General features: G+C 39.3%; 20 protein-coding genes. 13 read left to right on the forward strand and 7 right to left on the reverse strand.

All coding sequences use genetic code 11. The features are described 5' to 3' along the window. The first annotated feature begins 18 nt into the window (after nt 1-18). Both ND812_RS06305 and ND812_RS06310 read left to right on the forward strand, forming a co-directional pair. Nucleotides 19-1,482, forward strand: coding sequence for a sodium:proton antiporter (locus ND812_RS06305; RefSeq protein ID WP_407658466.1), 1,464 nt, complete (start codon nt 19-21; stop codon nt 1,480-1,482). A gap of 45 nt (nt 1,483-1,527) precedes the next feature. Beyond that, complete coding sequence (locus tag ND812_RS06310; RefSeq protein ID WP_265374753.1) at nt 1,528-3,051, forward strand: aromatic amino acid ammonia-lyase; 1,524 nt, start codon at nt 1,528-1,530, stop codon at nt 3,049-3,051. Here the strand turns inward: ND812_RS06310 and ND812_RS06315 are convergent. Beyond that, complete coding sequence (locus tag ND812_RS06315; protein ID WP_265374754.1) at nt 3,017-4,000, reverse strand: DUF368 domain-containing protein; 984 nt, start codon at nt 3,998-4,000, stop codon at nt 3,017-3,019. The two genes, ND812_RS06310 and ND812_RS06315, sit on opposite strands and share 35 nt — an antisense overlap. 27 nt (nt 4,001-4,027) lie before the next feature. Beyond that, entirely contained in the window at nt 4,028-5,089 is a 1,062-nt protein-coding gene (locus ND812_RS06320) for an MraY family glycosyltransferase (RefSeq protein WP_265374755.1), read from the reverse strand. A 77-nt stretch (nt 5,090-5,166) separates the two neighbouring features. On the opposite strand from ND812_RS06320, the gene dapA reads away from it, so the two are divergent. From dapA to ND812_RS06340, 4 genes are read left to right on the forward strand one after another with little or no spacing between them, the layout of a single operon-like run. After that, a complete protein-coding gene (dapA, locus tag ND812_RS06325; RefSeq protein ID WP_265374756.1) occupies nt 5,167-6,051 on the forward strand; it encodes a 4-hydroxy-tetrahydrodipicolinate synthase in 885 nt (294 codons plus the stop codon). Next, nucleotides 6,044-6,847 (forward strand): 4-hydroxy-tetrahydrodipicolinate reductase, encoded by an 804-nt coding sequence (gene dapB, locus ND812_RS06330; protein WP_265374757.1) that lies wholly within the window; start codon nt 6,044-6,046, stop codon nt 6,845-6,847. Before dapA ends, dapB begins: the two co-directional genes overlap by 8 nt. A 1-nt stretch (nt 6,848) precedes the next feature. Next, entirely contained in the window at nt 6,849-7,679 is an 831-nt protein-coding gene (cdaA, locus tag ND812_RS06335; RefSeq protein ID WP_265374758.1) for a diadenylate cyclase CdaA, read from the forward strand. Next, nucleotides 7,676-8,722 carry a CdaR family protein gene (locus tag ND812_RS06340; protein WP_265374759.1) on the forward strand — a complete coding sequence of 349 codons (1,047 nt, stop codon included), beginning with the start codon at nt 7,676-7,678 and terminating at the stop codon, nt 8,720-8,722. Before cdaA ends, ND812_RS06340 begins: the two co-directional genes overlap by 4 nt. 75 nt (nt 8,723-8,797) lie before the next feature. Here ND812_RS06340 and ND812_RS06345 read toward each other — a convergent pair whose 3' ends face one another. Continuing rightward, a complete protein-coding gene (locus ND812_RS06345; RefSeq protein WP_265374760.1) occupies nt 8,798-9,685 on the reverse strand; it encodes an alpha/beta fold hydrolase in 888 nt (295 codons plus the stop codon). 86 nt (nt 9,686-9,771) lie between these two features. Between ND812_RS06345 and ND812_RS06350 the strand changes: the two genes are divergently transcribed. Next, complete coding sequence (locus tag ND812_RS06350; protein WP_265374761.1) at nt 9,772-12,333, forward strand: adenylate/guanylate cyclase domain-containing protein; 2,562 nt, start codon at nt 9,772-9,774, stop codon at nt 12,331-12,333. 27 nt (nt 12,334-12,360) lie between these two features. Here ND812_RS06350 and fliF read toward each other — a convergent pair whose 3' ends face one another. Beyond that, nucleotides 12,361-14,061, reverse strand: a complete 1,701-nt coding sequence (gene fliF / locus ND812_RS06355) for a flagellar basal-body MS-ring/collar protein FliF (protein WP_265374762.1) — start codon at nt 14,059-14,061, stop codon at nt 12,361-12,363. A gap of 168 nt (nt 14,062-14,229) precedes the next feature. On the opposite strand from fliF, the gene ND812_RS06360 reads away from it, so the two are divergent. Beyond that, nucleotides 14,230-14,478, forward strand: coding sequence for an AbrB/MazE/SpoVT family DNA-binding domain-containing protein (locus tag ND812_RS06360; protein WP_265374763.1), 249 nt, complete (start codon nt 14,230-14,232; stop codon nt 14,476-14,478). Then, a complete protein-coding gene (locus ND812_RS06365; RefSeq protein ID WP_265374764.1) occupies nt 14,472-14,795 on the forward strand; it encodes a type II toxin-antitoxin system PemK/MazF family toxin in 324 nt (107 codons plus the stop codon). Before ND812_RS06360 ends, ND812_RS06365 begins: the two co-directional genes overlap by 7 nt. 41 nt (nt 14,796-14,836) lie before the next feature. Here ND812_RS06365 and ND812_RS06370 read toward each other — a convergent pair whose 3' ends face one another. Beyond that, nucleotides 14,837-16,303 carry an aspartate aminotransferase family protein gene (locus ND812_RS06370; RefSeq protein WP_265374765.1) on the reverse strand — a complete coding sequence of 489 codons (1,467 nt, stop codon included), beginning with the start codon at nt 16,301-16,303 and terminating at the stop codon, nt 14,837-14,839. A gap of 164 nt (nt 16,304-16,467) precedes the next feature. On the opposite strand from ND812_RS06370, the gene ND812_RS06375 reads away from it, so the two are divergent. Further along, nucleotides 16,468-17,121: a TetR/AcrR family transcriptional regulator gene (locus ND812_RS06375; protein WP_265358656.1), complete on the forward strand. Its 654-nt coding sequence runs from the start codon at nt 16,468-16,470 to the stop codon at nt 17,119-17,121. Here the strand turns inward: ND812_RS06375 and ND812_RS06380 are convergent. Further along, on the reverse strand, nt 17,118-18,323 hold the full coding sequence (locus ND812_RS06380) for an MFS transporter (RefSeq protein WP_265375917.1): 1,206 nt from the start codon (nt 18,321-18,323) through the stop codon (nt 17,118-17,120). The two genes, ND812_RS06375 and ND812_RS06380, sit on opposite strands and share 4 nt — an antisense overlap. Before the next feature lie 249 nt (nt 18,324-18,572). Here ND812_RS06380 and ND812_RS06385 point away from each other — a divergent pair, with 249 nt between their 5' ends. The 3 genes from ND812_RS06385 to ND812_RS06395 all read left to right on the forward strand — a co-directional run bounded on the left by ND812_RS06385 (nt 18,573) and on the right by ND812_RS06395 (nt 21,667). After that, nucleotides 18,573-20,171: a xylulokinase gene (locus tag ND812_RS06385; RefSeq protein ID WP_265374766.1), complete on the forward strand. Its 1,599-nt coding sequence runs from the start codon at nt 18,573-18,575 to the stop codon at nt 20,169-20,171. A gap of 111 nt (nt 20,172-20,282) precedes the next feature. Further along, nucleotides 20,283-21,212 carry an MBL fold metallo-hydrolase gene (locus ND812_RS06390; protein WP_265374767.1) on the forward strand — a complete coding sequence of 310 codons (930 nt, stop codon included), beginning with the start codon at nt 20,283-20,285 and terminating at the stop codon, nt 21,210-21,212. A gap of 14 nt (nt 21,213-21,226) precedes the next feature. After that, complete coding sequence (locus ND812_RS06395) at nt 21,227-21,667, forward strand: hypothetical protein (RefSeq protein WP_265374768.1); 441 nt, start codon at nt 21,227-21,229, stop codon at nt 21,665-21,667. Nucleotides 21,668-21,705: 38 nt separating this feature from the next. On the opposite strand, the gene fliE is transcribed toward ND812_RS06395, so the two are convergent. Further along, entirely contained in the window at nt 21,706-22,089 is a 384-nt protein-coding gene (gene fliE / locus ND812_RS06400) for a flagellar hook-basal body complex protein FliE (RefSeq protein ID WP_265374769.1), read from the reverse strand. Nucleotides 22,090-22,156 lie beyond the last annotated feature (67 nt).

A 22,156-nucleotide genomic window follows, 5' to 3' on the forward strand; every position in this document is an offset into this window, starting at 1 on the left:
AATAGGATGGTGAGCACGTTGAAGAAGCTTCTCACATTGATGGTTTTCCTGGTATGTTTGTCTGCGACAACTTCCGGGATATTTGCCGAAGAACCAACTCCGGTTCCAACCGAGACAACAACACAAGAGGAAACTGGGCATTCCTCTCATGGTGAATCCGTTCACGAAGAACTCCCATATTGGACAGTATTACCTTTCGTGGCAATTCTCCTTTCCATTGCAATTTTGCCTGTTGCCTCTCACAAAACAGCGCATTGGTGGGAAGACAATAATAACAAACTCATTTTAGCTGTAGGGCTTGGAGCGATCTCTTTTGTTGTATTACTTGTTTATGGTTATAGCCATAACATAGTACACACTGTATTCTTTGATTATATCCCCTTTATCATTTTACTCGGTTCCTTGTTTTATATTTCCGGTGGAATTGTGATTAAAGGTGATATCCATGCAACTCCACTGAACAACACATTGTATCTTTTAATTGGTGCGGCTCTTGCTTCTTTTATTGGAACAACTGGTGCATCAATGTTACTCATTCGTCCTTTGTTAAAAACAAATAGCGAAAGAAAACATGTTGTTCATACTGTTGTGTTTTTTATTTTCCTTGTTTCCAATATTGGTGGTTCTTTAACTCCACTCGGAGATCCTCCATTGTTTTTAGGTTACCTCAAAGGTGTTCCTTTCACTTGGACTTTTAAGTTATTACCTGAGATGTTATTGGCAGTTGCGATCCTACTCACTGTTTACTTTGTTTGGGATACAATGGCTTATAAAAAAGAAACCAAAAAAGATCTCAAACGTGATGATAAACTCGCAACTCCTTTTTCCATTGGTGGGCAAGTGAACTTCATTTGGTTACTCGGTGTGATTTTGGCAGTTGCTTTTTTAAACAGTAACTACATCCCACAAATCAACGAAACTCCAACACTTGGATTCATCCGTGAAGCAGTGCTTGTTATCCTCATTGGTCTTTCCAAATTTACTTCGAAAGAAACAGATCGAAAGTTTAATAACTTTACTTTACATCCCATCCAAGAAGTGGCTTACCTCTTCATTGGAATTTTCATCACGATGATTCCTGCTCTTGTACTACTCGAAGCACATGGAAAAGAACTTGGGATCACTGAAAATTGGCAATTTTTCTGGGCAACTGGTGCATTTTCTTCCGTATTGGACAATGCTCCTACGTACTTAACGTTTGGTTCCCTTGCATCAGGTCTTCTCACTCCAGCAGGATCTGCTCCTCTCACTCTTGGCCAATTCATTGGAAACGTCCAAGCAGAAGAGATCTTAAAAGCAATTTCAGTAGGTGCTGTGTTTATGGGTGCCAATACATATATAGGTAACGCTCCTAACTTTATGGTGAAGTCAGTTGCAGAAGAAAACAAAGTGAAGATGCCTTCTTTTGGTGGGTATTTAGCATATTCAATGGGAATTTTAGTTCCTGTTTTTATCCTCCTCACTTTTATTTTCTTCGTCTAAGTTGTAACAACACCAGGGAAACTTTCCCTGGTGTTCTATCATTTCATGTTTCTCCAATTATCTGAATTATATTCTTTATCTCACTCTGGTTCGTTTTCGCATCTTTCGGAAAGGAAGGAAAGATTAGAACAAGAACGTAAAACACTCGAATCTATTTTGTCCTCATCCAAAGAGAAACTCATCTATGGCATTCACACGGGATTTGGTCCACATGCATTCACTTCCAATGAAGAATTGGAACTCATTCAAAAATCACTGATCTATCATTTAACCGTAGAGCCAGTGTTAACTGGTGATGGAATTCCTCATTCTCATTTACACCACAATGAAGCAAGGGTTGTACTGGCAGCAAGACTCTTTAGTTTATCACTTGGTGGTTCTGGGATTCGGTATGAAACCTTAGAAATTTTAAACGAGCTCCTCAAATTGGATTGTATTCCCATCATACCAGAAAGAGGTTCTCTCTCTGCATCGGGAGATTTAATCCCACTCAGTTATATTCCATTGGCTCTCCTAGGTGAATCTGGATTCACGGGCAAAGGAAAGGAGTTAGGCCCCACAAAGTTAAATGGAAAACGATCAGAAATCAAAGGCCTTCCTTGGACCCCACAACCAAAAGAAGCCATCTCACTTACCAATGGGACTAGTTTTACAACAGCCCTTCTAGGTTACCAAGTGATGGAATTTCGGAATTTGTTTTTGTTAACCATTGAGATTTTACAATATCTTTTCCATTACCATTCTGTTTTCCCAGATGCCTTCCATCCAGAATACCACAAACACAAACAATTTAAGGGACCTAAGTTCCTATCCAGTTTACTCCATCCCATTGTGTCCCAAAATCCAAAAAGGAAAGTGGAAGGAAAACGAATCCAAGACATTTATTCGGTTCGATGTATTCCACAAATATTAGGTTCCATTTGGGATGAAATAGAATCGATAAAAAACATCGTAGAACAAGAGTTAAATTCATTGTCTGATAATCCTGTTTTGATTCCTACTTCCGAGAATGAAAAGACGGAGTTTCGATTTGCAGAAGGTGGAGGTTTTTATGCCTCTCAAGTTAGTTTTGCAGCAGATCGTTTACAAAATGCCATGGCAGTTTGGTTTACATGGGTTGATCGTTTTTTGAATTATCTGATGGAACCAAAGGAAAACGATGAATTTCCTTTGATGTTGTCTGCAAAACCTGGAACTTATGCTGGTTTGTCTGGATTAGGACTCATGTCAGCTCATCTAACAGCAGAAGTACGACGAGATAGTATGCCAGGTTCGATACAATCAATCCCAACCAATGGTAATAACCAAGACATCGTTCCTATGGGAGCGATCTCTGTTTTACGAAATCGTAGGACTGTCCTAAGTGCAACGAAACTGTTAGCGATTTTTGGTTATGCCGTGTACCAAACGTCTTTGTTTGCAAAACGGAAAGAATTGGTACCTGATTTTAAATTGTTTTCTGGAATTGATACAATGGAGAAAGACAGAAGTCTGGATTTTGAAATCCAGACTTTGGTGGAACGAATCCGAAATACTACTTCTTCTCTTGCAACGACTCCAATCGATTGAGTCCCAAACCCAATACCAAACCAAATACAAGTGAGGCGAGTGGGATTTGTGCTTCTTCAAAATCTTTTGGGAGTATGTTTTTGGCAGTGGCAATTTGGATATCACGTTTGACTTCACCTGATCTACCAACAATTGTTTGTCCATTTGCATAATCTTTAAATGGCCAAAGGATAAAAAAGGATCCGAGGATCAGTCCAAGTAAAAAAGTCATCGTATGTGATTTGTATTTCACAAATAACCATTTAACAATATGAGTGAAAATCAAAAGTCCAAGTAGGCATCCAATCCCAAACGCACCTAAAAAAAGAATCGAACCTGGTTCTAAGATGGTAGAAAGTTTTCCGATGACAATTTGGTATTCACCTAACACGAGCATGATGTATGATCCGGAAATTCCTGGAAGGATCATCGCTGAAATGGCAATCATACCAGTGGCAAATGCAAAAATTGGATTTTCGGATCCGGTGTTTTCTCCCATAAAAAAACTGGGAACAATCGTTAATAAAATTCCCGGGACTAAGAATAGCCAAACGACAAGGCTATGTTTTTCAATGAGTTTGTAGGGAACGACTAGTGATGGAATGATGAGACCTATGAAAAGGGCAAGAGTTGCTTGTGGGTGGTTTTGTAATAAGTATTGGATCAGTTTTGCTCCAGAGATTACGGAAAGTAAAAGTCCAAAACCAAGGAATACCAAAAACCAAAAATCGATTCGTTTCATTTCCAATGCAAAACGATTTCTTACATCTTCTTTCCAAAAGCCTACAAGTAAGGAAAGGGAAACTTTGATGGTTTCCAAATTTAAGGAAGTGATGGCAGTGATGAGTCTGTCATACAAACCCAAGATAAGAGCAAAGGTTCCACCAGATACACCAGGGATTAAATTGGCAATTCCAATGAGAAACCCATTGAGAATGCAAAAGAGAATTTCTTTTTTTGTAAGAGGCATATCGGAAAGGATGAATTTTTACAAACTTTAGGCAAGGTTTTTTCTAGTTGCTGATAACCATACGATAGCATAAGATAAAATCGAAACCAGAAACAAAATCAGGAAAATGACAATTTTCCCAAAACCAAATTCTTTTAATAGAAAATGGAAACAAACCAACATTACATTCAATAAGGAAAATACAACGAGAGAACCAATTTTACCCAGTTTGGTTTCGGTCAGTTTTTGGTACAAATGTTCTCTATGCGCTTGGAATAGGTGTTTTTTCTGAAAGAATCGTTTAATGAGGATGGTGACACCATCAATCCAAAAAAAAGGAAAAAGATAAAAGTAATCGGTTACATCCCAATGGATGCCATTTGATTTGTTTTGGTAAAGTAAGGGGAGAACCAATCCAAAAAATCCAAGTGCCAGCGATCCACTATCTCCCATAAATAATTTTGCTTTTGGGAAATTGTAAAAGATAAATCCAAACATGGAGACAAAGAGCACTGCGTACAAACTGTATCCTAGGTTTGGTTTGGTGTAAAAATCAGGTAAAATAAAACTTAAAGAAACAAAACAAATGGCGAATGTGGTCACCAAATACCAATCCATTCCATCCATAAAATTAACTAAGTTGATTCCAAATACCAAGAAGATTGTGAGAAAAAGAATTTGAACAAAACTGGGAATGGAACCAAATCCCAAAAAACTTACATTGGGTTGTATGCCCCATAAACAGAAAAAAACAATTCCTAATTCTAATACGAGGCGGAGTTTCGGTGTTAAATGGTATAAATCGTCTACAAATCCTAAAATGGAAAATATTAAAATACCAACTAACAAAAGATAAAGATTCCATGGTTCGTTACGAATGGGAAAAAGATCACTTCCTATCGACTGCAAAGGGGGGAGTAAATAGAGAAGGGTCGAGAGGAGAAAAACAGGGATAAAAAACATTCCACCCGATTTTTTTGTGACCGTGTCATGCAAACTCCGTTCATTTGGCACATCTTTCACCCCAAAACGGGAATACACATAAAATGTGTGCAAAATTAGGCTCAAGATGCCCAGAATGAGGAAGGAAATGGGAAAAAAAGGAACCATTTTCGCAAAGTTTCTCAGATCGGGGTCTTTTGGCAGTTTTTTATTGCAAAAATCAGTCCCTCTTCGATGTTTAATTTATGTTTCAGGGCGTTTATACTGCGGTCATCACCCCTTTCCGCCAGGGGAAAATCGATTACGATCAATACTTTAAAATCCTAGAAAACCAGATCCGATCCGGAGTCGCTGGTGTGGTTCCTTGTGGAACAACGGGAGAATCTCCTACTTTATCCTACGAAGAACATAAGGAACTCATCCAAAAAACGGTGCAGATCGTAGCGGGCAAAATCCAAGTGATCGCGGGTACTGGTTCTAACTCCACAAAAGAAGCAATTGAACTCACCGAGTCCGCCTGTGCAGATGGAGTGGATGGAATTTTGTCTGTAAATCCGTATTATAACAAACCTACACAAGAAGGGATGTTCCAACACTTTACAGCCATTGCAAATGTATCATCAAAACCTGTGATGTTGTACAACATCCCTGGTAGAACCAATGTAAACCTTTTGCCAGAAACGGTTAGTCGTTTGGCGGCTCACCCTAAAATTGCAGCAATCAAAGAAGCAACAGGTGATCTCGGACAAATGGCAAAAGTGATTTCGCTCTGTCCACCCGACTTTGATTTGTTATCTGGTGATGACAATTTAACTCTTCCTGTTCTTTCCATTGGTGGAAAAGGAGTTGTATCTGTAGTTTCAAATTTATTCCCACGTGCATGTGTGGATATGGTTTCTTTATACCTTCGTGGTGATCTGGTAGCTTCCAAAAAAATCTACTACAAACTACTCCCAGTATTTGTGAATGCTTTTATTGAAACAAATCCAATCCCAATCAAAGCAGCTATGAGTTGGTTTGGTTATTGCACTAATGAACTCAGATTGCCTATGACTTCGTTGTCGGAAGGGCAACCAGCTGAGTCATTTAAAAAAATCGTATTTCAATTAAAAGAGGAAGGCATTGTCTAAAATCAAAGTCGGTGTGATTGGTGCTGGTGGTAGGATGGGGAAAGCCATCATCCAAGTGCTTTCTCTTTCCAAAAAATCGGTGTTAAGCGCAGCTGTTGTAAGAGAGGGTGCGATATATGCCGGTTTTGATTCTGGAAACCATGCAGGTATCAAAGAAACTGGAATTCTATTATCTTCCGACTTACAAAAAGCAAACGAAGATTCTGATGTGTTAATTGATTTTAGTACTCACACTGGATTTGAATCCATTCTCAATACAGCATTAAAAAATCATAAACCATTGGTGATTGGAACAACCGGTCTTACCGATTCTGATAAAACTCTAATCAAGTCTGCTTCTGAAACTATCCCAATTGTATTCTCTCCCAATATGTCTGTTGGTGTGAATTTACTCTTCAAACTCACTGAAATTGCAGCGAAAGTTTTACACGAAGATTTTGATATAGAAGTTTTAGACATCCACCATAGACATAAAAAAGACGCTCCTTCTGGTACCGCGATGTATCTAAAAGAAGTGTTACTAGAAGCTAGTAAACGAAGTGAAGAAAATGTAATTTATGGTCGTCATGGTATGTACCCTGAACGAGACCAAAAAGAAATCGCAATGCATACGATGCGTGCCGGTGAAGTCGTTGGCGAACACACAGTTTATTTTTTTAGTCCAGAAGAGAGGATTGAAATTACCCATCGTGCCCAGGACCGCAAAACATTTGCTAGTGGTGCAGTGAAAGCCGCAGAATTTTTACATGGCAAATCGAAAGGTTTGTATAATATGTTTGATGTTTTAGGAATATAAATTGGATTTTTTTCGAGGATTATACATCATTCCATGGAGTAAAAATTATATCTCCATTAGTTTAGATGTACTCATCGTCGCATTTTTAATTTATAAAACCTATACAACCTTACGTAGAACTCGAGGGATTCAGCTCTTATTTGGTGTAGGGATCATTTGGATCTCAGGAAGTTTAGCCGAATACTTAGGTTTTGAGTTACTAGAATGGATCTTAACGAATATTCGGCCAGCACTTGTTTTTGCTATCATTGTTCTCTTGCAACCTGAATTACGCCGTTTAACAGGTGACCTGGCTAGGATTCGACTCCTACGTTTGTTCTTTTTAAAACCTACTTTTGATTTGGATCCGATTGTCGAAGCTGTGAGGGCCATGTCCCAAGAAAAAATTGGCTCTATCATTGTGCTTGTGAAAGACATTAGCCTTAAGGACATTTCAGAAAACGCAGTTCCAATGGATTCCATTGTGACCTCTGAAATTTTACAAACCATCTTCTTTAAAAACTCACCACTCCATGATGGTGCCGTCATCATAGAACAAAACAGAATTGTTTGTGCTGCTTCTTATTTGCCAATGAGTAGTTCTGTAGAAATCTCAACATTGGGTGCAAGGCATAGATCTGCCCTTGGACTTTCGGAAGAAACTGATTCAATCATCATCGTTACTTCAGAAGAAACTGGAGACATTACAATTTGTTACGAAGGGGAAATGATCCATCCAGTCAAACCCTTGGAGTTGAAAGCTCTTGTGAGTGGTCTCATGTCAGGAAATAAAAAGGTAAAAGACGAATCACAAAGAAAATCCAAAGAAAAAGATTCTGGTGTCATCATATGATATTGAAATTATTTGGAAAAATGGTTCGGAATTGGAAAGCAAAACTCATTTCGCTTATCATTGCTAGTATCTTTTATGTAAATTTGCAAAACTCTAAAGTTTTGATCAAAACAGTGAATGTTCCCATCGACTATCCAAAGTTATCTGGTAATTTGAGTTATTCAAAAAACCCAGAAAAAACCATTCCAGTTCGTGTGGAAGGTTTAAAAGATGTAGTGAACTATTATTCTCAATTTATGAAGGCTGTGATTGATCCCGAAGATGTCCAGTTAGGTGTCACAGAAGTTCCTATCAAAAAAATTGTTGGTGTTCCGAGTGGAGTGAAGGTAACAAAACTTAAAAAAACAGTTCCAGTGGAAATAGAATCCAGAGGACTAAAAGTGGTTCCAATTGAAGTAGTTTTTGAAGGGAATCCACCTGCTAACTTTGAAAAGTTGACTCAAATTTTAAGCCCTCAAAAAATCACACTCAGTGGTAAACCACAAGACCTTGAAAAAATTAATAAAGTCGTTTTGCCAGAAATCTCACTTGTGGATCGTAAGGAACCTTTTGCAAAAACTGTCAAAATTCCAGATTTGCCGAAAGGTGTGAATGTCCTTGGCTCCCGTGATGTAACGGTGAATGTAAATATTATTCCACTTTCGTATAAAACGGGAGAACAAACTGCCGCAGGGATTCCTATCGTTTGTTCTGGGTTAGATCCAAAACTTGATGCAGAACTTTCGGAAGAACAAGTTGCAATTCGTTATTTTTCACTAAAACCAATTCGTTCTGCACAAATCCTAACAGGCATTACAGCACAAGTTCCTTGTAATTATATCTTTGATCCAATTAAAAACAAAATTGTTCCAGAATTACAACCTCAGGTAGCAAAAGTTAGGATCATCAAAAACAAAGATCTAAAAGGGATCGAAATATTGCAGATCAGTCCTGAAAAAATCGAAATTCGATACAAAGTCAAAGAACAAAATATCGATCCAGATAATATAGATGATGGAACAGGGATGGAAGGAATCACCCCTCATCCTTCCGATCGATCCTAAAGACCACTCATCATTTTATAGTAGGTGGCCTTTCAGAATCTAATGCGATATAAGCTAACAACTATTAATTTCTATTTATTTTAGAAATTCATAAATTTCTTTAAAACTTTCGTCAGGATTTTCCCACATTGGGTAGTGACCAATGTTTGGCCAACGAATCAGTTTTTTATGTTTGATCGGAAGTTTGTCAATTTCATCTGCTAAATGACTCCCGCTGACAGGATCTTCTCCTCCATTGATAAATAACAATGGAACTTCTGTTTGTAAGAGGGCATTTTTCCAACGTTCACGATGGTATCTTCTTTCTTTAATGTATTTTAAAAGTTTATGAGGGATAAGCACTTTATTTGGATAGGTGATGAGTTTCCAAAGTATAGAGATTTCTTTTTCTGTGGGTTTTGTATTTTTACCAAAAACATCGCTAAATGCTACGCCGAATTTTTTTTCATCATAGAATTTTGCGAGAATTGCACCTAATATAGGTGTTGCGAGTAGTTTTTGTTTGAACGTAGGTCTATGTAAATGAGGGAATAAACCACCATTAAAAAACACCGCACCATCTATTTCATACTTACGTTCTTTTGATTCTAAGTGACGAGCAAGGATTTCTTGGCCAACACTCACAGCATAGTCATGGAAGACAAATTTGACACGTTTGAGGGCATTTTTCTCAATAAAGGATTCGATGATATCGGTTTGTTCGACTAACGTATATTCGTGTTTGATTGGTTTTGAAGAATATCCGAAGCCTAAAAAATCAATCGCAATGGTATTAAAGTATCTTGTTAACCCATTATAAATTTTAGAATAATCCCATGAAGAAGTTGGGAAACCATGTAACAAGATTAAGTTTTGACCTCTTCCTTCTTGGATATAGAAGATTTGGAATTTTTTATATTCAAAAAATTTACCTGAGGCCAACCATTCTGTAGCGTTCTTTTTTGGAAAATTAAGATCTAACATATCCGACATAGCACAAAATTTTAGGAAGTGAGTCAAATAGAAGAAAAGACTCTTTTCTCAATATTTCATAGCCGATCTTATATAAGATGGATTCATATTCTCTAATTTATTTTGTAAAACCGGAGGGAATCATCTCCAATTGGGAATATTTTTGGTACCAAATTCCATATGGTGCTCCGGGAATTTTGACATTTGTTGTAGGTTTATTTCTTAGTTATTTTGCATTTCAAAAATTTCGAAAATCAAAAGAGGAGAATCGCTATTTTCATCTCAATCTGACCATCTCATTTATCAGTTTTGGATGTGTAGGTCTTGTATTAACGACAAGAGCATGGATCCAAGATGTTGAAACGCTTGTAATGTGGAATGATTTATTGTATTTTTTTGTTGCCCCACTTGCACCCACTGCCTTTTACCTAGCCTTTCACATGACGGGGAAACAAAGTAAACTCCTGTTATACTATTCTTATGTTTGTTGGTTTGCAAGTTTTGTATTGTATTTGGGGGTATTTTTAGGAAAAGGATTTGAAACAACCGTGTTTGAATTTCCATTCGGAAAATACCCTCGGGGAAGTGCCTTCGTAAGGCCTTGGGGAATCCTTGCACCGTTAGGATACTTTTTACTCATTCTTCCTTCTTTTATCAAACATTACCATTACATTCGTAAACATTACCATCTCACACTCTTTCACGGTGTTAATTTATTGTTTTTACTCACAACCTTAAATGCTCCCAGTATTTTGGGATTCAAAGTGTATCCTGGTGGATTCTTTTTATTCATTCCGATGTTACTTGTTGCCTATGGTGTATTTCGTTCTGATTTTTTTGATGTGAATGAACTATTATTCCAAAAGAATGGAATGTTTTATTTTCTATTTGCCTTACTTTCTTTTGTTTTGATTTTTATTTCCTTTGGAGTTTCCTTTGGTCTTTCACCAAATGCGTATGAATCAGCAAAATGGTACCCTTGGGGGATACCTCCCGTCATTTCAGTGTTTGGTGCAGTTTTTTTATCCATCATCGTTGCTGGGGCTAATCCATCGGCAAGGATCAACCAACTTTGTGCGTTCGCTCTCATTCTCACTGGTTTTTATGTAATCCAATCTGTTCCATTAAAATTAAACATATCCTATGTTGTACAACTTCGGATTTCGCAGATGACCTTTGTGGCTTTTGCGTTTGCACCGAGTATCATGGTGCGACTTGTTTTTGAAGCGATTGGTCAGAAGTCACCTAGTTGGTTGAAAGGAATCGATTTACTTTGTATCACAGCAGCCATTTTAGCTCCTTCCCCCTATTTGTTTATTGGTTATTATGATTACCCTTGGTCTCGAGTCCATCATGGTGGCCCTGCGGAACTTCTTGTTGGAGCTAATGGAGCCATTGCGTTAGTATTAGTTTTAATTACCTTCCTTCGGAACAAAGGGTATATCAACTTTGCCTCCAAGTGGATCATTGGTTCTTTTTTATTATCAGCATTATTACTGTTAGCCGCTTTACTTCCAAGCCATGGAATTCCGATTTATCCCATTGCAGATTTCCAATTCATCCCTGCATTTTTACTTGGTTATGCGGTTCTAAGACATGGCGCCTTGTCATTAGAAGGAAGGACCATCCAATTAAGCCAACGTTTGGCAAACCTTGGACTCATTACAATGGCAATTGCTGCTATTTTGTATTTTCCATTGATACGAGAACAATATGGAGTGGGGGAGTCGGCATTTCATCTCACTATGATTGTTCTGCCACTGGTTCTCTTTAATTACCTTGTGGTCTACATCATGTCAAGGCCACTTGCTGAAGAACTTGATATTAGCTATTTTTTGTTAGATTTAGAAAAACAAAAAGCAGATGAAGAAAGAGAAAAAGCTCTCATTGCACAAGATAAAGCAGAAGAAGCACGTGAAGAATCCGAAAAACTTTTATTAAACATCTTACCTTACAAAGTGGCCCAAGAATTAAAATTGAAGGGGAGTGTGAATCCAGTCCGTTTTGAAAACGCTACCGTATTATTCACTGACTTCAAAGGTTTTACCAAAGTTGCAGAAGGAATGGATGAACAAAGCCTAATCGAAGAACTCGATGCTTGTTTCACTCAGTTTGATGAAATTATACTCAGGAATAATTTGGAAAAATTAAAAACCATAGGGGACAGTTATATGTGTGCCGGTGGTTTGCCTGTGGAAAATCGAACAAGTGCCATTGACGCTTGTTTGGCGGCCCTCGAGATCCAAAGTTTTATGAACCAATTGAAGGAAATCAAAACGGCTTTAGACCTTCCCTTTTGGGAATTACGTCTTGGGATTCACACAGGTCCCGTTGTGGCAGGGGTAGTGGGTCGGTTTAAGTTTGCCTATGACATCTGGGGTGATACAGTGAACACTGCATCCCGAATGGAATCAGGTGGTGAAACTGGAAAAATCAATGTCTCTAAGGAAACGTATGAATTAGTGAAGTATTTTTTTGTGACAGAGTATCGAGGGAAAGTCCATGGGAAAAATAAGGGTGATTTGGATATGTATTTTGTCCACCGCCTAAGGCCTCGTTATTCGCAAGACCCAGATGGAAAGGCACCTAACCAATACTTCCGAGAAGTTTATTCTCGGATTTCTCGTGGTGCCAATATCCGCTGGAAAAAAGAATCCTAACAGTTGCTGAATAAGGTATCAGTTACCTTACGTTTGTTCCTCTTCGGCAAGCCAAGTGCGGAGTAACTGTGCCACATCTTCTGGTTTTTCTTTTGCCAAATTGATAGCGTTTTCGAGAAGTTCTCGTCTGAGTTTTTCGTCGAGGGAGAGTTCGACTTCCGCTCCCCCTTCGTCCATCACACGGAGAGCTGCTTCTCTCATCATTTGTTGTTGTGCAGCAAGTTCTTCTTCTCTGAGTCTTCTTCTTCTTGCGATTTCTTTTTTGATCGCACGATACACTAAGATAGCAAGGATGAGTAAGATGAGAATGACAAGGGATGCGATCACCATATTTCGTATCGCACGTTGTCTTTGGAATTCTTCATCTTCAGCGCGGAACTGTTCTGTCCTATCTTTTGGAATTGTGATGACACTGATTTGGTCACCACGTGATCTTGTGTAACCAATAGCTGCTTCTAAGTTTTTACGAATGAGTTTTAAGTCTTGTTCGGCGACTGGGATGTACTTACGATCATAACCCATTCCGTCTTCTCGTTCTTTACGTTCCCAAACTCCATCCACAACCACAGACAATCCAATCTTTTCGATTTTCCAAGGTTGGCGTTTGATGTCTTTGACTCGTTTGTTAAATTCGTAGTTATTGATGTTTTCGTCTTTGGAATACTCAGCCTTTTGGTAGTCTGTATCTTTGTATCCAGGAGGAAGGTTTGGTTCAGTACCTGCAGGTCCATCAGGAGTAAAACCTCTTCCTTTAAAGGATTCTTTTGTTTCTTTGGAAGATACTTTTAAGGAATAACCATCAACTAGCTTACGTTCGTTATATGGTGTATCAGGGTTATCTTCTTCCGCAACAACTGGTAATACTTCGTTTTCCGTTAAGGATTCTTGGTCCCAGTTAAAGGAATATTCAAATCGAGTGATATCCACTCGGTCTTCCCCACCTAAGTACCAACGTAAAGTGTTTCGAATGTCGATGAGACGTTTGACACGTTCTTCTTCTTCGATTCGGAGTTTTTCTTGGACAATTCTTAATTCTAATCTTTCTTTTTCTAAGTCTTCTTCAAAATCAGAAATGATTTTTCCATCAGGGTCAGCAACACTTACGTTTTCTGGTTTGAGTTTGGGAACAGCTCTTGCAACTAAGTTCACAATCCCTTTGATTTCTTTTTTGCTAATTCCTTCCACTCCAGGGCGGAAATGTAAAATCACACTGGCTTTGACTGGATAGGAGTTTGATTCAAACAAATCCCCTTCTGGGATGGCAATGTTGACATCTGCTTTTTCAATGGGGCGTAAGGTGTTAAGCGACTTTTCAATCGCACCTTTTAACGCTCTGTACTTTTTGATGTCTTTGTCAAATTGTGTTTCGGTGAATTTTTCAATATCAAAGAGTTCCCAACCAGTCACACCTGCTGGGATCAAATTTTCTTGTGCAAGTTTGGTTACAATTTCTTGCCTTTGTTCTGGATCCACTGTGATGACACTGGTTTCGCTTGAACCATACGAATACCCAAGGGCATCTAATTTTTTTGTGACTTCTGAGAAGTCTTTGGAATCCAAATCTTTGAAGAGAACCACTCGGTTCCTTTGGGAGGACACATTGGAGAGGATGATGACGGCTACCACCACCACTGCAAGCACCCCAGCCAAAATCATTTTTTTGGTTTTGTCGAGTTTGTTGAATAACTCTTTTAGATTATCGATGATCTTTTGCAGTGGTTCAGGCATAGTTCGGGCCTCGTAGAGATTTGAGACATAATGCCATGAATTCCCCTAAATGTACAAGTACTTTTCGGGGGATGAGTGGGAATTGAAGTGGTGAGAGGGAAATTGCAAGGATGGTATCCTACTTTTCGTTGACGGTTGGATTCATATGTGACTACAATGTAATTACATATGAAAGTGGCTGTGATTCAAATTGGAAATTCCAGGGGGATTCGTATCCCGAAGACAGTATTAGAGGAATGTCATATTGATGATACAGTAGATTTGAAAGTCGATGGGGATAAAATCATCATCTCTCCTGATAAAGAAAGACCAAGGAAAGCTTGGGCGACCCAATTCCAAGAGATGGCAAAGCAAAATGATGATTCATTGATCCTGCCTGATGCACTCGACTTGGAGGCTGAGGACTGGGAATGGTAATCACTCAGTATGATATTTTTTTAGTCAATTTAGATACAACTATCGGGCATGAGATCCAAAAAACAAGACCATGTATTGTAATTTCTCCTAATGAGATGAACCAATTTATTCGTACGGTGATGGTTGCACCAATGACTACCATGATGCGAAATTACCCAACCAGAGTATCCATCACCTTCAAAGGAAAAATAGGTTCCATTGTTTTGGACCAGATAAGAACTGTAGATCGATCTAGATTGATAAAAAAACTTGGTTCATCCGATCCAAAAACAAATCAGAAAATCAAAAAAGTCATTAAAGAAATGTTAGTCGACTAATTGAATATCATCGAAAAATGATACTCCAATCAAAAGTTTCTCTATACCCCTTCCACTTTTTGGAAAACTCGGTCAAATCGTTTGAGTGCATCATCTATCACTGCGTCCGTATCAGCAGCACTTGTATACAACCTACTTCCCGCAAGGGTCACAAGACCTTCTGACATGTAAGCTGCTCCCATTTCTTCCATGGCGTGTTTGCGTTTGTGGGCTTCTGCAATGGTTTTTTTGATGGTCCAAAATTTCTTGATATCAATATCGAGTAACATCGTACCAACGGTTTCCAAATGGCAGATAGAACCTTGGTTGAAGGCAACAAAGGGTAAGTTGTATTTTTTGATGAGTTTTTGTAATCCCTTTGTTAGGCGGTCACCAGCTCTACCCGATTTTTCACAGGCATTGGTTTTTTCCATTTCACAAAGTGTAAAGTATCCTGCAAGGGAACTGAGTGGGTTTGCTGCCATCGTTCCACCAATTAACGCCTTTTTGGTGCCCGTTTGTAATCCAGCAGATACATACTTCATGTATTCTTTTTTACCACCAAGCCCACCCGCAGAAGGATAACCACCAGCGACAACTTTTCCAAAGACAGTGAGATCAGGTTCCACACCAAAGTAACCTTGTGCTCCACTAAGACCAATGCGAAATGCGGTTACCACTTCATCAAAAATAAGTAAGGCACCATATTTGTTACAAAGTTCTCTGACACCTTTGTTAAAATCTTTATCAAGTGGTCTTGTTCCACTTTCAGGTCCAACGGGTTCAATGAGAACGGCAGCGGTTCCACCAAAAAAACGATTTCGTTTGAGGACGGATTCGAGTGAATTTAGATCATTCGGATAAAATTCTTGTGTGTATTTGAAAATCGATCTTGGGACACCATTGGCTTCAAAATGCCTTGTGCCTGGGATCCGAAGGCCATAAGCTAGTTGGTCACTCCATCCATGGTAAGCTCCACCCATCTTCACGATGTTTTTCTTCTTTGTTGCAAGTCTTGCCACTCGGATGGAAGCCATACATGCTTCAGTTCCAGAACCTAACATGCGAAACATTTCCACAGAAGGAACAAGTTCGACAATTTTTTCAGCAAGTTTGTATTCGTATTCATGGAAAAGTCCAGTGACTGGTCCTGTGGAATCTAAGAGTTCGATTACTTTTTTACGAACACTTGTGGGGTTACTGCCGAGTACTGTGGGTCCACCTGCTTGCAAAAAGTCGATGTATTTGTTTCCATCTAAATCATATAAATAGGCACCGGCTGCTTTGGTAAACACAAGGGGGAAAGGAAAATTGAAAGATAAGTTGTGTTGGACACCACCTGGGATGTATTCCGAAGCCTTTGTGATCATAGCCTTGGACTTACTACATTTTGTTTCAAAGTAGTTTTGGATGATGTTTTCCATTTCGTTTTTGCGAATGGAACGGATCGGTAGGGAAATTAATTTCCGCAAGTCTTTGTAAACTTGGTCTACATTAGGGTATTCATTGATGGAAAAGCCTGTGGCCATACGATGTTTCCTCGTCCGTGTTCTTTTACTTGACAATGAGTGAGTCATCACTCATTGTCAAGAAGGAAATGGAAAATTTAGAAAGTTTCTGAGATTCTTTTGGAATTGCGCTCAATTTCCTTGAGAAATCCAGCCTTTTTTCATTCATAGGTAGGAAGATGCATATGGCTGATACAAAACACTTTAATGAAAGTTTCGAACGGATTTCGGAAGAAAAACGGAATCGAATTTTATCCATAGCCATCTCTGAATTTGCCAACCGTGGTTTCACAAGCGCCAATACCAATACCATCGCCCAAAAAGCGGGGATAAGTGTTGGTTCCCTTTACAAATACTTCGAAACCAAAGAGGATTTTTTCTTAACCGTGGTCGATTATGGGATCACCCAATTGGAAAAAACCTTAGAAACCGTATTGTCTATGGATTTGGATTTTTTTGGGAAGGTGGAAAAGATTGTAAGGATCATCCAAAACCATTCTCGCATGAACCAAGACATCATTCGTCTCTACAATGAAATGACAACGGAAAGTAATTATGAACTCATTACACGCCTGTCAGGTGAATTGGAATCCTTATCAGCAAAATGTTATATCGATATGATTAGCGCAGCCAAACAAGAAGGAACCATTGCCAGTGATGTGGATAGTAACCTGTCGGCTTTTTTACTCGATAATATCTTTATGACCTTACAGTTTTCCTATGCCACCGTGTATTACAAGGAACGCATGAAAATTTATTTGGGCGAAGGCGTATTTGAAGATGATGAAGCAGTTGTCAAAGCTGTCATGAAATTCATCAGACGTGCCTTAGGCGGTTAACTTTGCATAAACGGACTTTCTTTCAATTGGAAGACAAGTGCCAGTGTTAATACTGTTAACGCAAGTAACACATATAAAAACGATACCATTCCAAAAAAATTAAGCCCTAAGATAAAAACAATCCCTGAGACTTGGCCCACAAGGAGAAGCAACCCTTGTGAGGTGGACTCTGGGGCAGGGGATGTGATCTCTGCACAGTATTGGAATCCAATGGGTGCACCAATCCCCAGTAAAAAAAATCCAATCACTACCGAACCAATGAGTAACGGGAGAAATCCTTGGAACAAAACAAAAACAGAGAGTCCTAATAAAAAACCAACCATCGCGATGACTAAAAATAGTTTTCGTTTTTGGAATTTGTCAGAGAGGGGAGGAACAAAAATGCCACCAACAATCCCTGCGATGAGCATCACCCCACCCACAAGTCCAGACTCTTCTGTGTTTAAACCTTTGATTTCACAAATCTGATCGATACAGGTGCTAACAGCATTAAACACACCAAGACCTATGAGAAACAAAAAGAGAATCTTTTTCATGTCGGCTTGTTTCCATAAAAAACGGATCCCTTCGAGAAAGGAGAGTTCATGGTCTTCGCCGTGTGTACTCGGTGAGGTGGGAGGTTTTTCTCTTACAAGGAGTAAAAAAAGAATCGCACTCGCCATAGAAACAAACCCATACAACATCATCACTTCTGGGATCGTGTTTCCACTGTGTAAGAGGATGGGGGTGAGGATCATCACGAGGATGATTCCGAGAAACTGTGCAAGAGTTCCTAAGGCAACGGATGTTGCCCTTTCGTGGATGGGAAACCACAATACGCTAATTTTTGTCACGGCATTGAGGAGGAAAGGTTGGGCAATGGCAAGTCCTAATTGGCAAACTAGAACAACGGAATAATCCGTGGCATACATCCCTTTGAGTAACCCACAAACGCCTGTTAAAATAGCGCCGAAGCCAACACCAATTTTGATTCCATAGGTATCAATCACATACGAGGCAGGGATGGCGATGAAAACAAAAACAGCTAAAAACACCAAAGACAAAAGATCAATTTGCAGAGGGGACACCATATAAAACTCTTTTGCTTCTCTGGCAATGGGAGCAAAAGACAACCATTGCAAACAGATGGTCGCCGTGATCACCACGTAGGCAAATAATACCACCCAACGGTATCCATACACTTTTACTGGCATTTGGCTCATACAACTCACTCCCTTAATCCCGATAGCAACACGAAGTTTCAAAAACCCTGTTCCCCCGATTGGGGTTCTCCTTTCGGAAAAGAACCCGGGGGATCAAAAATCGATTGCCAACGGAGCTGATCCTACTCAATGCTTGTGAGTGATCACTCACTTTTTTGCTCTCTTGCCAGAAAAACTCCAAAAAATGGCAACCATGGCCTGAAATTGGTGAAAACCGGGACAATGTTTCCCAAGAGCGACGGAGACTCCATGGATTCAGACTGTATCTTAGCCTATGACATTGGCACCACAGGGGTGAAAACCTGCCTATTTCAGATGACCTCGTCCCTCACTCTTTTGGCATCAGCCTCAAAAGAATACCCCATCCAACTTTTGCCGAATGGGGGAGCCGAACAAAATCCAGAAGACTTTTGGGAGGCAATGCGCTTTACAACGGAACTTGTGTTAAACGAAGCGAAAGTATCCAAGCAAAAGATCCAAGGCATTTCCTTTTGTTCACAAATGCAAGGCCTTGTGCTTGTAGATGAAAGATTTCGCCCTGTCCGAAATGTGATGAGTTATATGGACCAAAGGGCCACAAAAGAAATGAAAGCAGGGATAGAACATGGATTGAAAGTGGAAGGCATCAACGCGTTTAAACTTTTGGTATCTCTCTGGATTACGGGTGCAGTTGCCGCAAGTGTAAAAGATCCAATTTGGAAATACAAATGGGTGGAAAAAAATGAACCAGATAACTTTAATAAGGTGAGATGGTGGTTTGATGTCAAAGAATATTTGATCGCTAGGTGTACAAACCAAGCAGTGATGACAAGGGATTCTGCTTTTGCTACATTTTTATATAATTCGAGAAAAGGCAAAGGAAACTGGAGTCCATTCCTTTGTAAGTTATTTGGTGTCCGCAAAGAACATTTGCCAAAACTCATCAATGCCGAAGAAAAAGTAGGAGGGCTCACAAACGAAGCAGCAGAGTTTTTAGGACTAAAGACCGGTACACCCGTGTTTGGTGGTGGAGGGGATGCATCTCTCATTGGAGTGGGAGCAGGTGCCGTTTCAGAGGGAGACACTCATATTTACGCTGGGACATCGGGATGGATTGGTACTGTTACAAAAAAACGGACAGTTGATATCAATGCTAGGATTGCTTCCATTGTGGGAAGTCGTGAAGGGTATTATAATTATTTCGGAGAACAAGAAACTTCGGGCAAATGTTTACAATGGGTGAAAGACCATTTGGCATTAGATGAAATTGATTTGTACTTAGAAAAAAAGAAAATCACAGATGGCCCAGATGCTGTTTACGCGAGTTTATTTGAGTTTATGTTTGATTCCATAAGAGATACAGAACCTGGTTCGCAAGGTGTGATCTTCACACCTTGGTTACATGGAAATCGATGTCCGTTTGAAGATCCAAAAGCAAGAGGGATCTTCTTTAATATCAGTTTGCATACAGGAAAACGAATTTTGATCCGAGCTGTGATTGAAGGGATTTTGTTCCACAAACGATGGATTTTAGAGTTATCCAATACAAAAGTTCGGACTTCAAAAACCATTCGATTTGTGGGAGGAGTGGCTCGTTCTGATTTCATCTGTCAAATGTTAGCTGACATTACAGGGAAAACCATCGAACGTGTTGTCCATCCGGAAAATGTAGGCGCAATTGGAGCAGCAGCGATCGTTGCCTTGGGCCTTGGGAAAATCAAAACATACGAGGACATCAAACGAATGATCCCAGTCGATAAAACTTGGTTTCCCAATCCAGATTTAAAACCTGTATATGATAAAAACTTTTCTGTGTTTAAAAATTTATATAAAACGAATCAAAAACATTTTGCGATTCTCAATTCTTAAGGCAAAGCAGGTTTTGAAATGGATCGAAGTCAAGTTACGACTTCCCGTTTGAAGGGTTGGAGAATAGAATTTAAGCTGACAAAGTAGTTCTTTTGACCATACTGTATGTCTATGGGCACTTTTATCACCATTGATACAGAATACGCTGATCTAAAACAAGTTGCTTCTGCTTATCTCATCGAAGAAGAAGGGCATGGGATTGTTGTTGAAACCAATACAACCCATGCGATTCCAAAAATCCTTTCTGTGATGGACAAACAACATGTCAGTCCGTCAAACTTAGATTATATCATTGTGACCCATGTCCATTTAGACCATGCAGGTGGGGCTTGGGTGCTACTTGAATCTTGTCCAAATGCAGTGTTACTAGCACATCCCAAAACTGCCAAACATTTGATCGACCCAAGCCTTCTCATCAAAAGTGCAACCTCTGTGTATGGAAAAGAAAATTTTCAAAAACTCTATGGAGAGATCAAACCCATTCCCAAAGAAAGAGTGCGTGTGATGGAAGACGGAGAATTTTTGGATTGGAAAGGCCATAGTTTCGAGTTCATTTATACTAAGGGTCATGCCAATCACCACTTTTGTATCTATGACAAAAAACTAAATGGTGTTTTTACGGGAGATTCATTTGGAATCTCTTACCCCCACTTGGAAAACGGAAAATCATTTATTTTTCCTACCACAACCCCAACTGACTTTGATGCCAAAGAAGCCATTCATTCCATTGATTTAATTTTAGGAACAGGGGCTAATGTTTGTTATTTGACACATTTTGGTGAGATCCAAAATCTAAAACAAAGTGCTGAAGATTTAAAAATTGGATTACGTGACTGCCAGAATGCCATCCTCGAACTCAAACAAGTACCAAAAGAAAATCGACTTTCCTTTATGGAAAAACAAGTAGAAATGATGATCCAATCTTTGGCCAATCGAAATTCGGTCACACTCACTGAGAAAGACTGGTCCCTCTTACGTTTGGATGTAAATTTGAATGCACAAGGACTGGTGTATGCCTTTGAGAGAAATGAAAAGAAGTGAACTGTTCTAAAAAAATGACAAAACAATTCATGTATCCGATTCAACTCAGTGTATTCCTGGGATTGTTTGTGTTCGCAATGGAAAATTGTTTACTCACTCGTTCTTCCCATAAATCAAAAGAACCAGAAATCCAAATTCAATTTTTGTCAAAGGACTATGAAGAAACCAAGTCCATACCATCTTCTTTATTTGATCGAAAGGACTTACTATTCCTTCTTGCGGAGTTGTCCAAAAACGAAGATCCTTCCATGAGGTTTATCTCTACCAATCGTACAGAAGAAATTATGGAAGTGAATGGAATCCGAAATTCTTGGGATGCAGGTTGGGTGGTGTATGTGAATGGGGAACGAATTGATTCCGTTCAGATGAAAAAAGGGGTAAAGGTTGGACCTAACGACCAAATCCAAATTCGATTCGAAACCGTCGAACGAGTGTTTGGTCGCCCTATCAACTGAAGGATAGGACAACAAACATTAGTTCTCAACTGTTTAGTTTATCGTAACGTAGTGAGTTCTCTGTAAGCTCTTACAAATCCGTCTGACATGGTTTTTGCGAACGTAAGAGAGATCCTTGCTTTTTCTGCAGCAATCATCACGTCATGGAGTTCCACTGAGTTTGGATCAAACACGATTTTTTGAGTGAGTTCGTCTGCTTCCACTTGTTGGTCATTCACTTGTTCAAAGGCTTTTTTCAAAGCATCTGCAAATGTGCCCGCCACTTCGTCAGGAGATTTGGCTTCATTGGTTTTTCCATAATGGCGGTCATCTGAACGAAGGATACCCACTTTGTCTCCTTGGGGGAGAAGGGAATGTGGTTTGTAAGATTGAGAGGAGAAGGAAGTAATGCGGTCAATGGACATGGGTGATTCCTCTTTCAAATCATCGGTAAACGATCAAAAACCTAAAGTAAAAAATTATGTCTCATAAAAAAAAGGCACCAAAACG

The sequence above is a fragment of the Leptospira limi genome, from assembly GCF_026151395.1.
Classification (GTDB): Bacteria; Spirochaetota; Leptospiria; order Leptospirales; family Leptospiraceae; genus Leptospira_A; species Leptospira_A limi.

What these genes read in the sequence shown, in the direction of transcription:
- ND812_RS06310 (WP_265374753.1), top strand. Translation starts at nt 1,528, where the DNA reads ATGTTTCTCCAATTATCTGAATTATATTCTTTATCTCACTCTGGTTCG.
- ND812_RS06315 (WP_265374754.1), bottom strand. Translation starts at nt 4,000, where the DNA reads ATGCCTCTTACAAAAAAAGAAATTCTCTTTTGCATTCTCAATGGGTTT.
- ND812_RS06320 (WP_265374755.1), bottom strand. Translation starts at nt 5,089, where the DNA reads ATGGTTCCTTTTTTTCCCATTTCCTTCCTCATTCTGGGCATCTTGAGC.
- dapA (WP_265374756.1), top strand. Translation starts at nt 5,167, where the DNA reads ATGTTTCAGGGCGTTTATACTGCGGTCATCACCCCTTTCCGCCAGGGG.
- ND812_RS06340 (WP_265374759.1), top strand. Translation starts at nt 7,676, where the DNA reads ATGATATTGAAATTATTTGGAAAAATGGTTCGGAATTGGAAAGCAAAA.
- ND812_RS06345 (WP_265374760.1), bottom strand. Translation starts at nt 9,685, where the DNA reads ATGTTAGATCTTAATTTTCCAAAAAAGAACGCTACAGAATGGTTGGCC.
- ND812_RS06350 (WP_265374761.1), top strand. Translation starts at nt 9,772, where the DNA reads ATGGATTCATATTCTCTAATTTATTTTGTAAAACCGGAGGGAATCATC.
- fliF (WP_265374762.1), bottom strand. Translation starts at nt 14,061, where the DNA reads ATGCCTGAACCACTGCAAAAGATCATCGATAATCTAAAAGAGTTATTC.
- ND812_RS06360 (WP_265374763.1), top strand. Translation starts at nt 14,230, where the DNA reads ATGAAAGTGGCTGTGATTCAAATTGGAAATTCCAGGGGGATTCGTATC.
- ND812_RS06365 (WP_265374764.1), top strand. Translation starts at nt 14,472, where the DNA reads ATGGTAATCACTCAGTATGATATTTTTTTAGTCAATTTAGATACAACT.
- ND812_RS06370 (WP_265374765.1), bottom strand. Translation starts at nt 16,303, where the DNA reads ATGGCCACAGGCTTTTCCATCAATGAATACCCTAATGTAGACCAAGTT.
- ND812_RS06375 (WP_265358656.1), top strand. Translation starts at nt 16,468, where the DNA reads ATGGCTGATACAAAACACTTTAATGAAAGTTTCGAACGGATTTCGGAA.
- ND812_RS06380 (WP_265375917.1), bottom strand. Translation starts at nt 18,323, where the DNA reads ATGAGCCAAATGCCAGTAAAAGTGTATGGATACCGTTGGGTGGTATTA.
- ND812_RS06385 (WP_265374766.1), top strand. Translation starts at nt 18,573, where the DNA reads ATGGATTCAGACTGTATCTTAGCCTATGACATTGGCACCACAGGGGTG.
- ND812_RS06390 (WP_265374767.1), top strand. Translation starts at nt 20,283, where the DNA reads ATGGGCACTTTTATCACCATTGATACAGAATACGCTGATCTAAAACAA.
- ND812_RS06395 (WP_265374768.1), top strand. Translation starts at nt 21,227, where the DNA reads ATGACAAAACAATTCATGTATCCGATTCAACTCAGTGTATTCCTGGGA.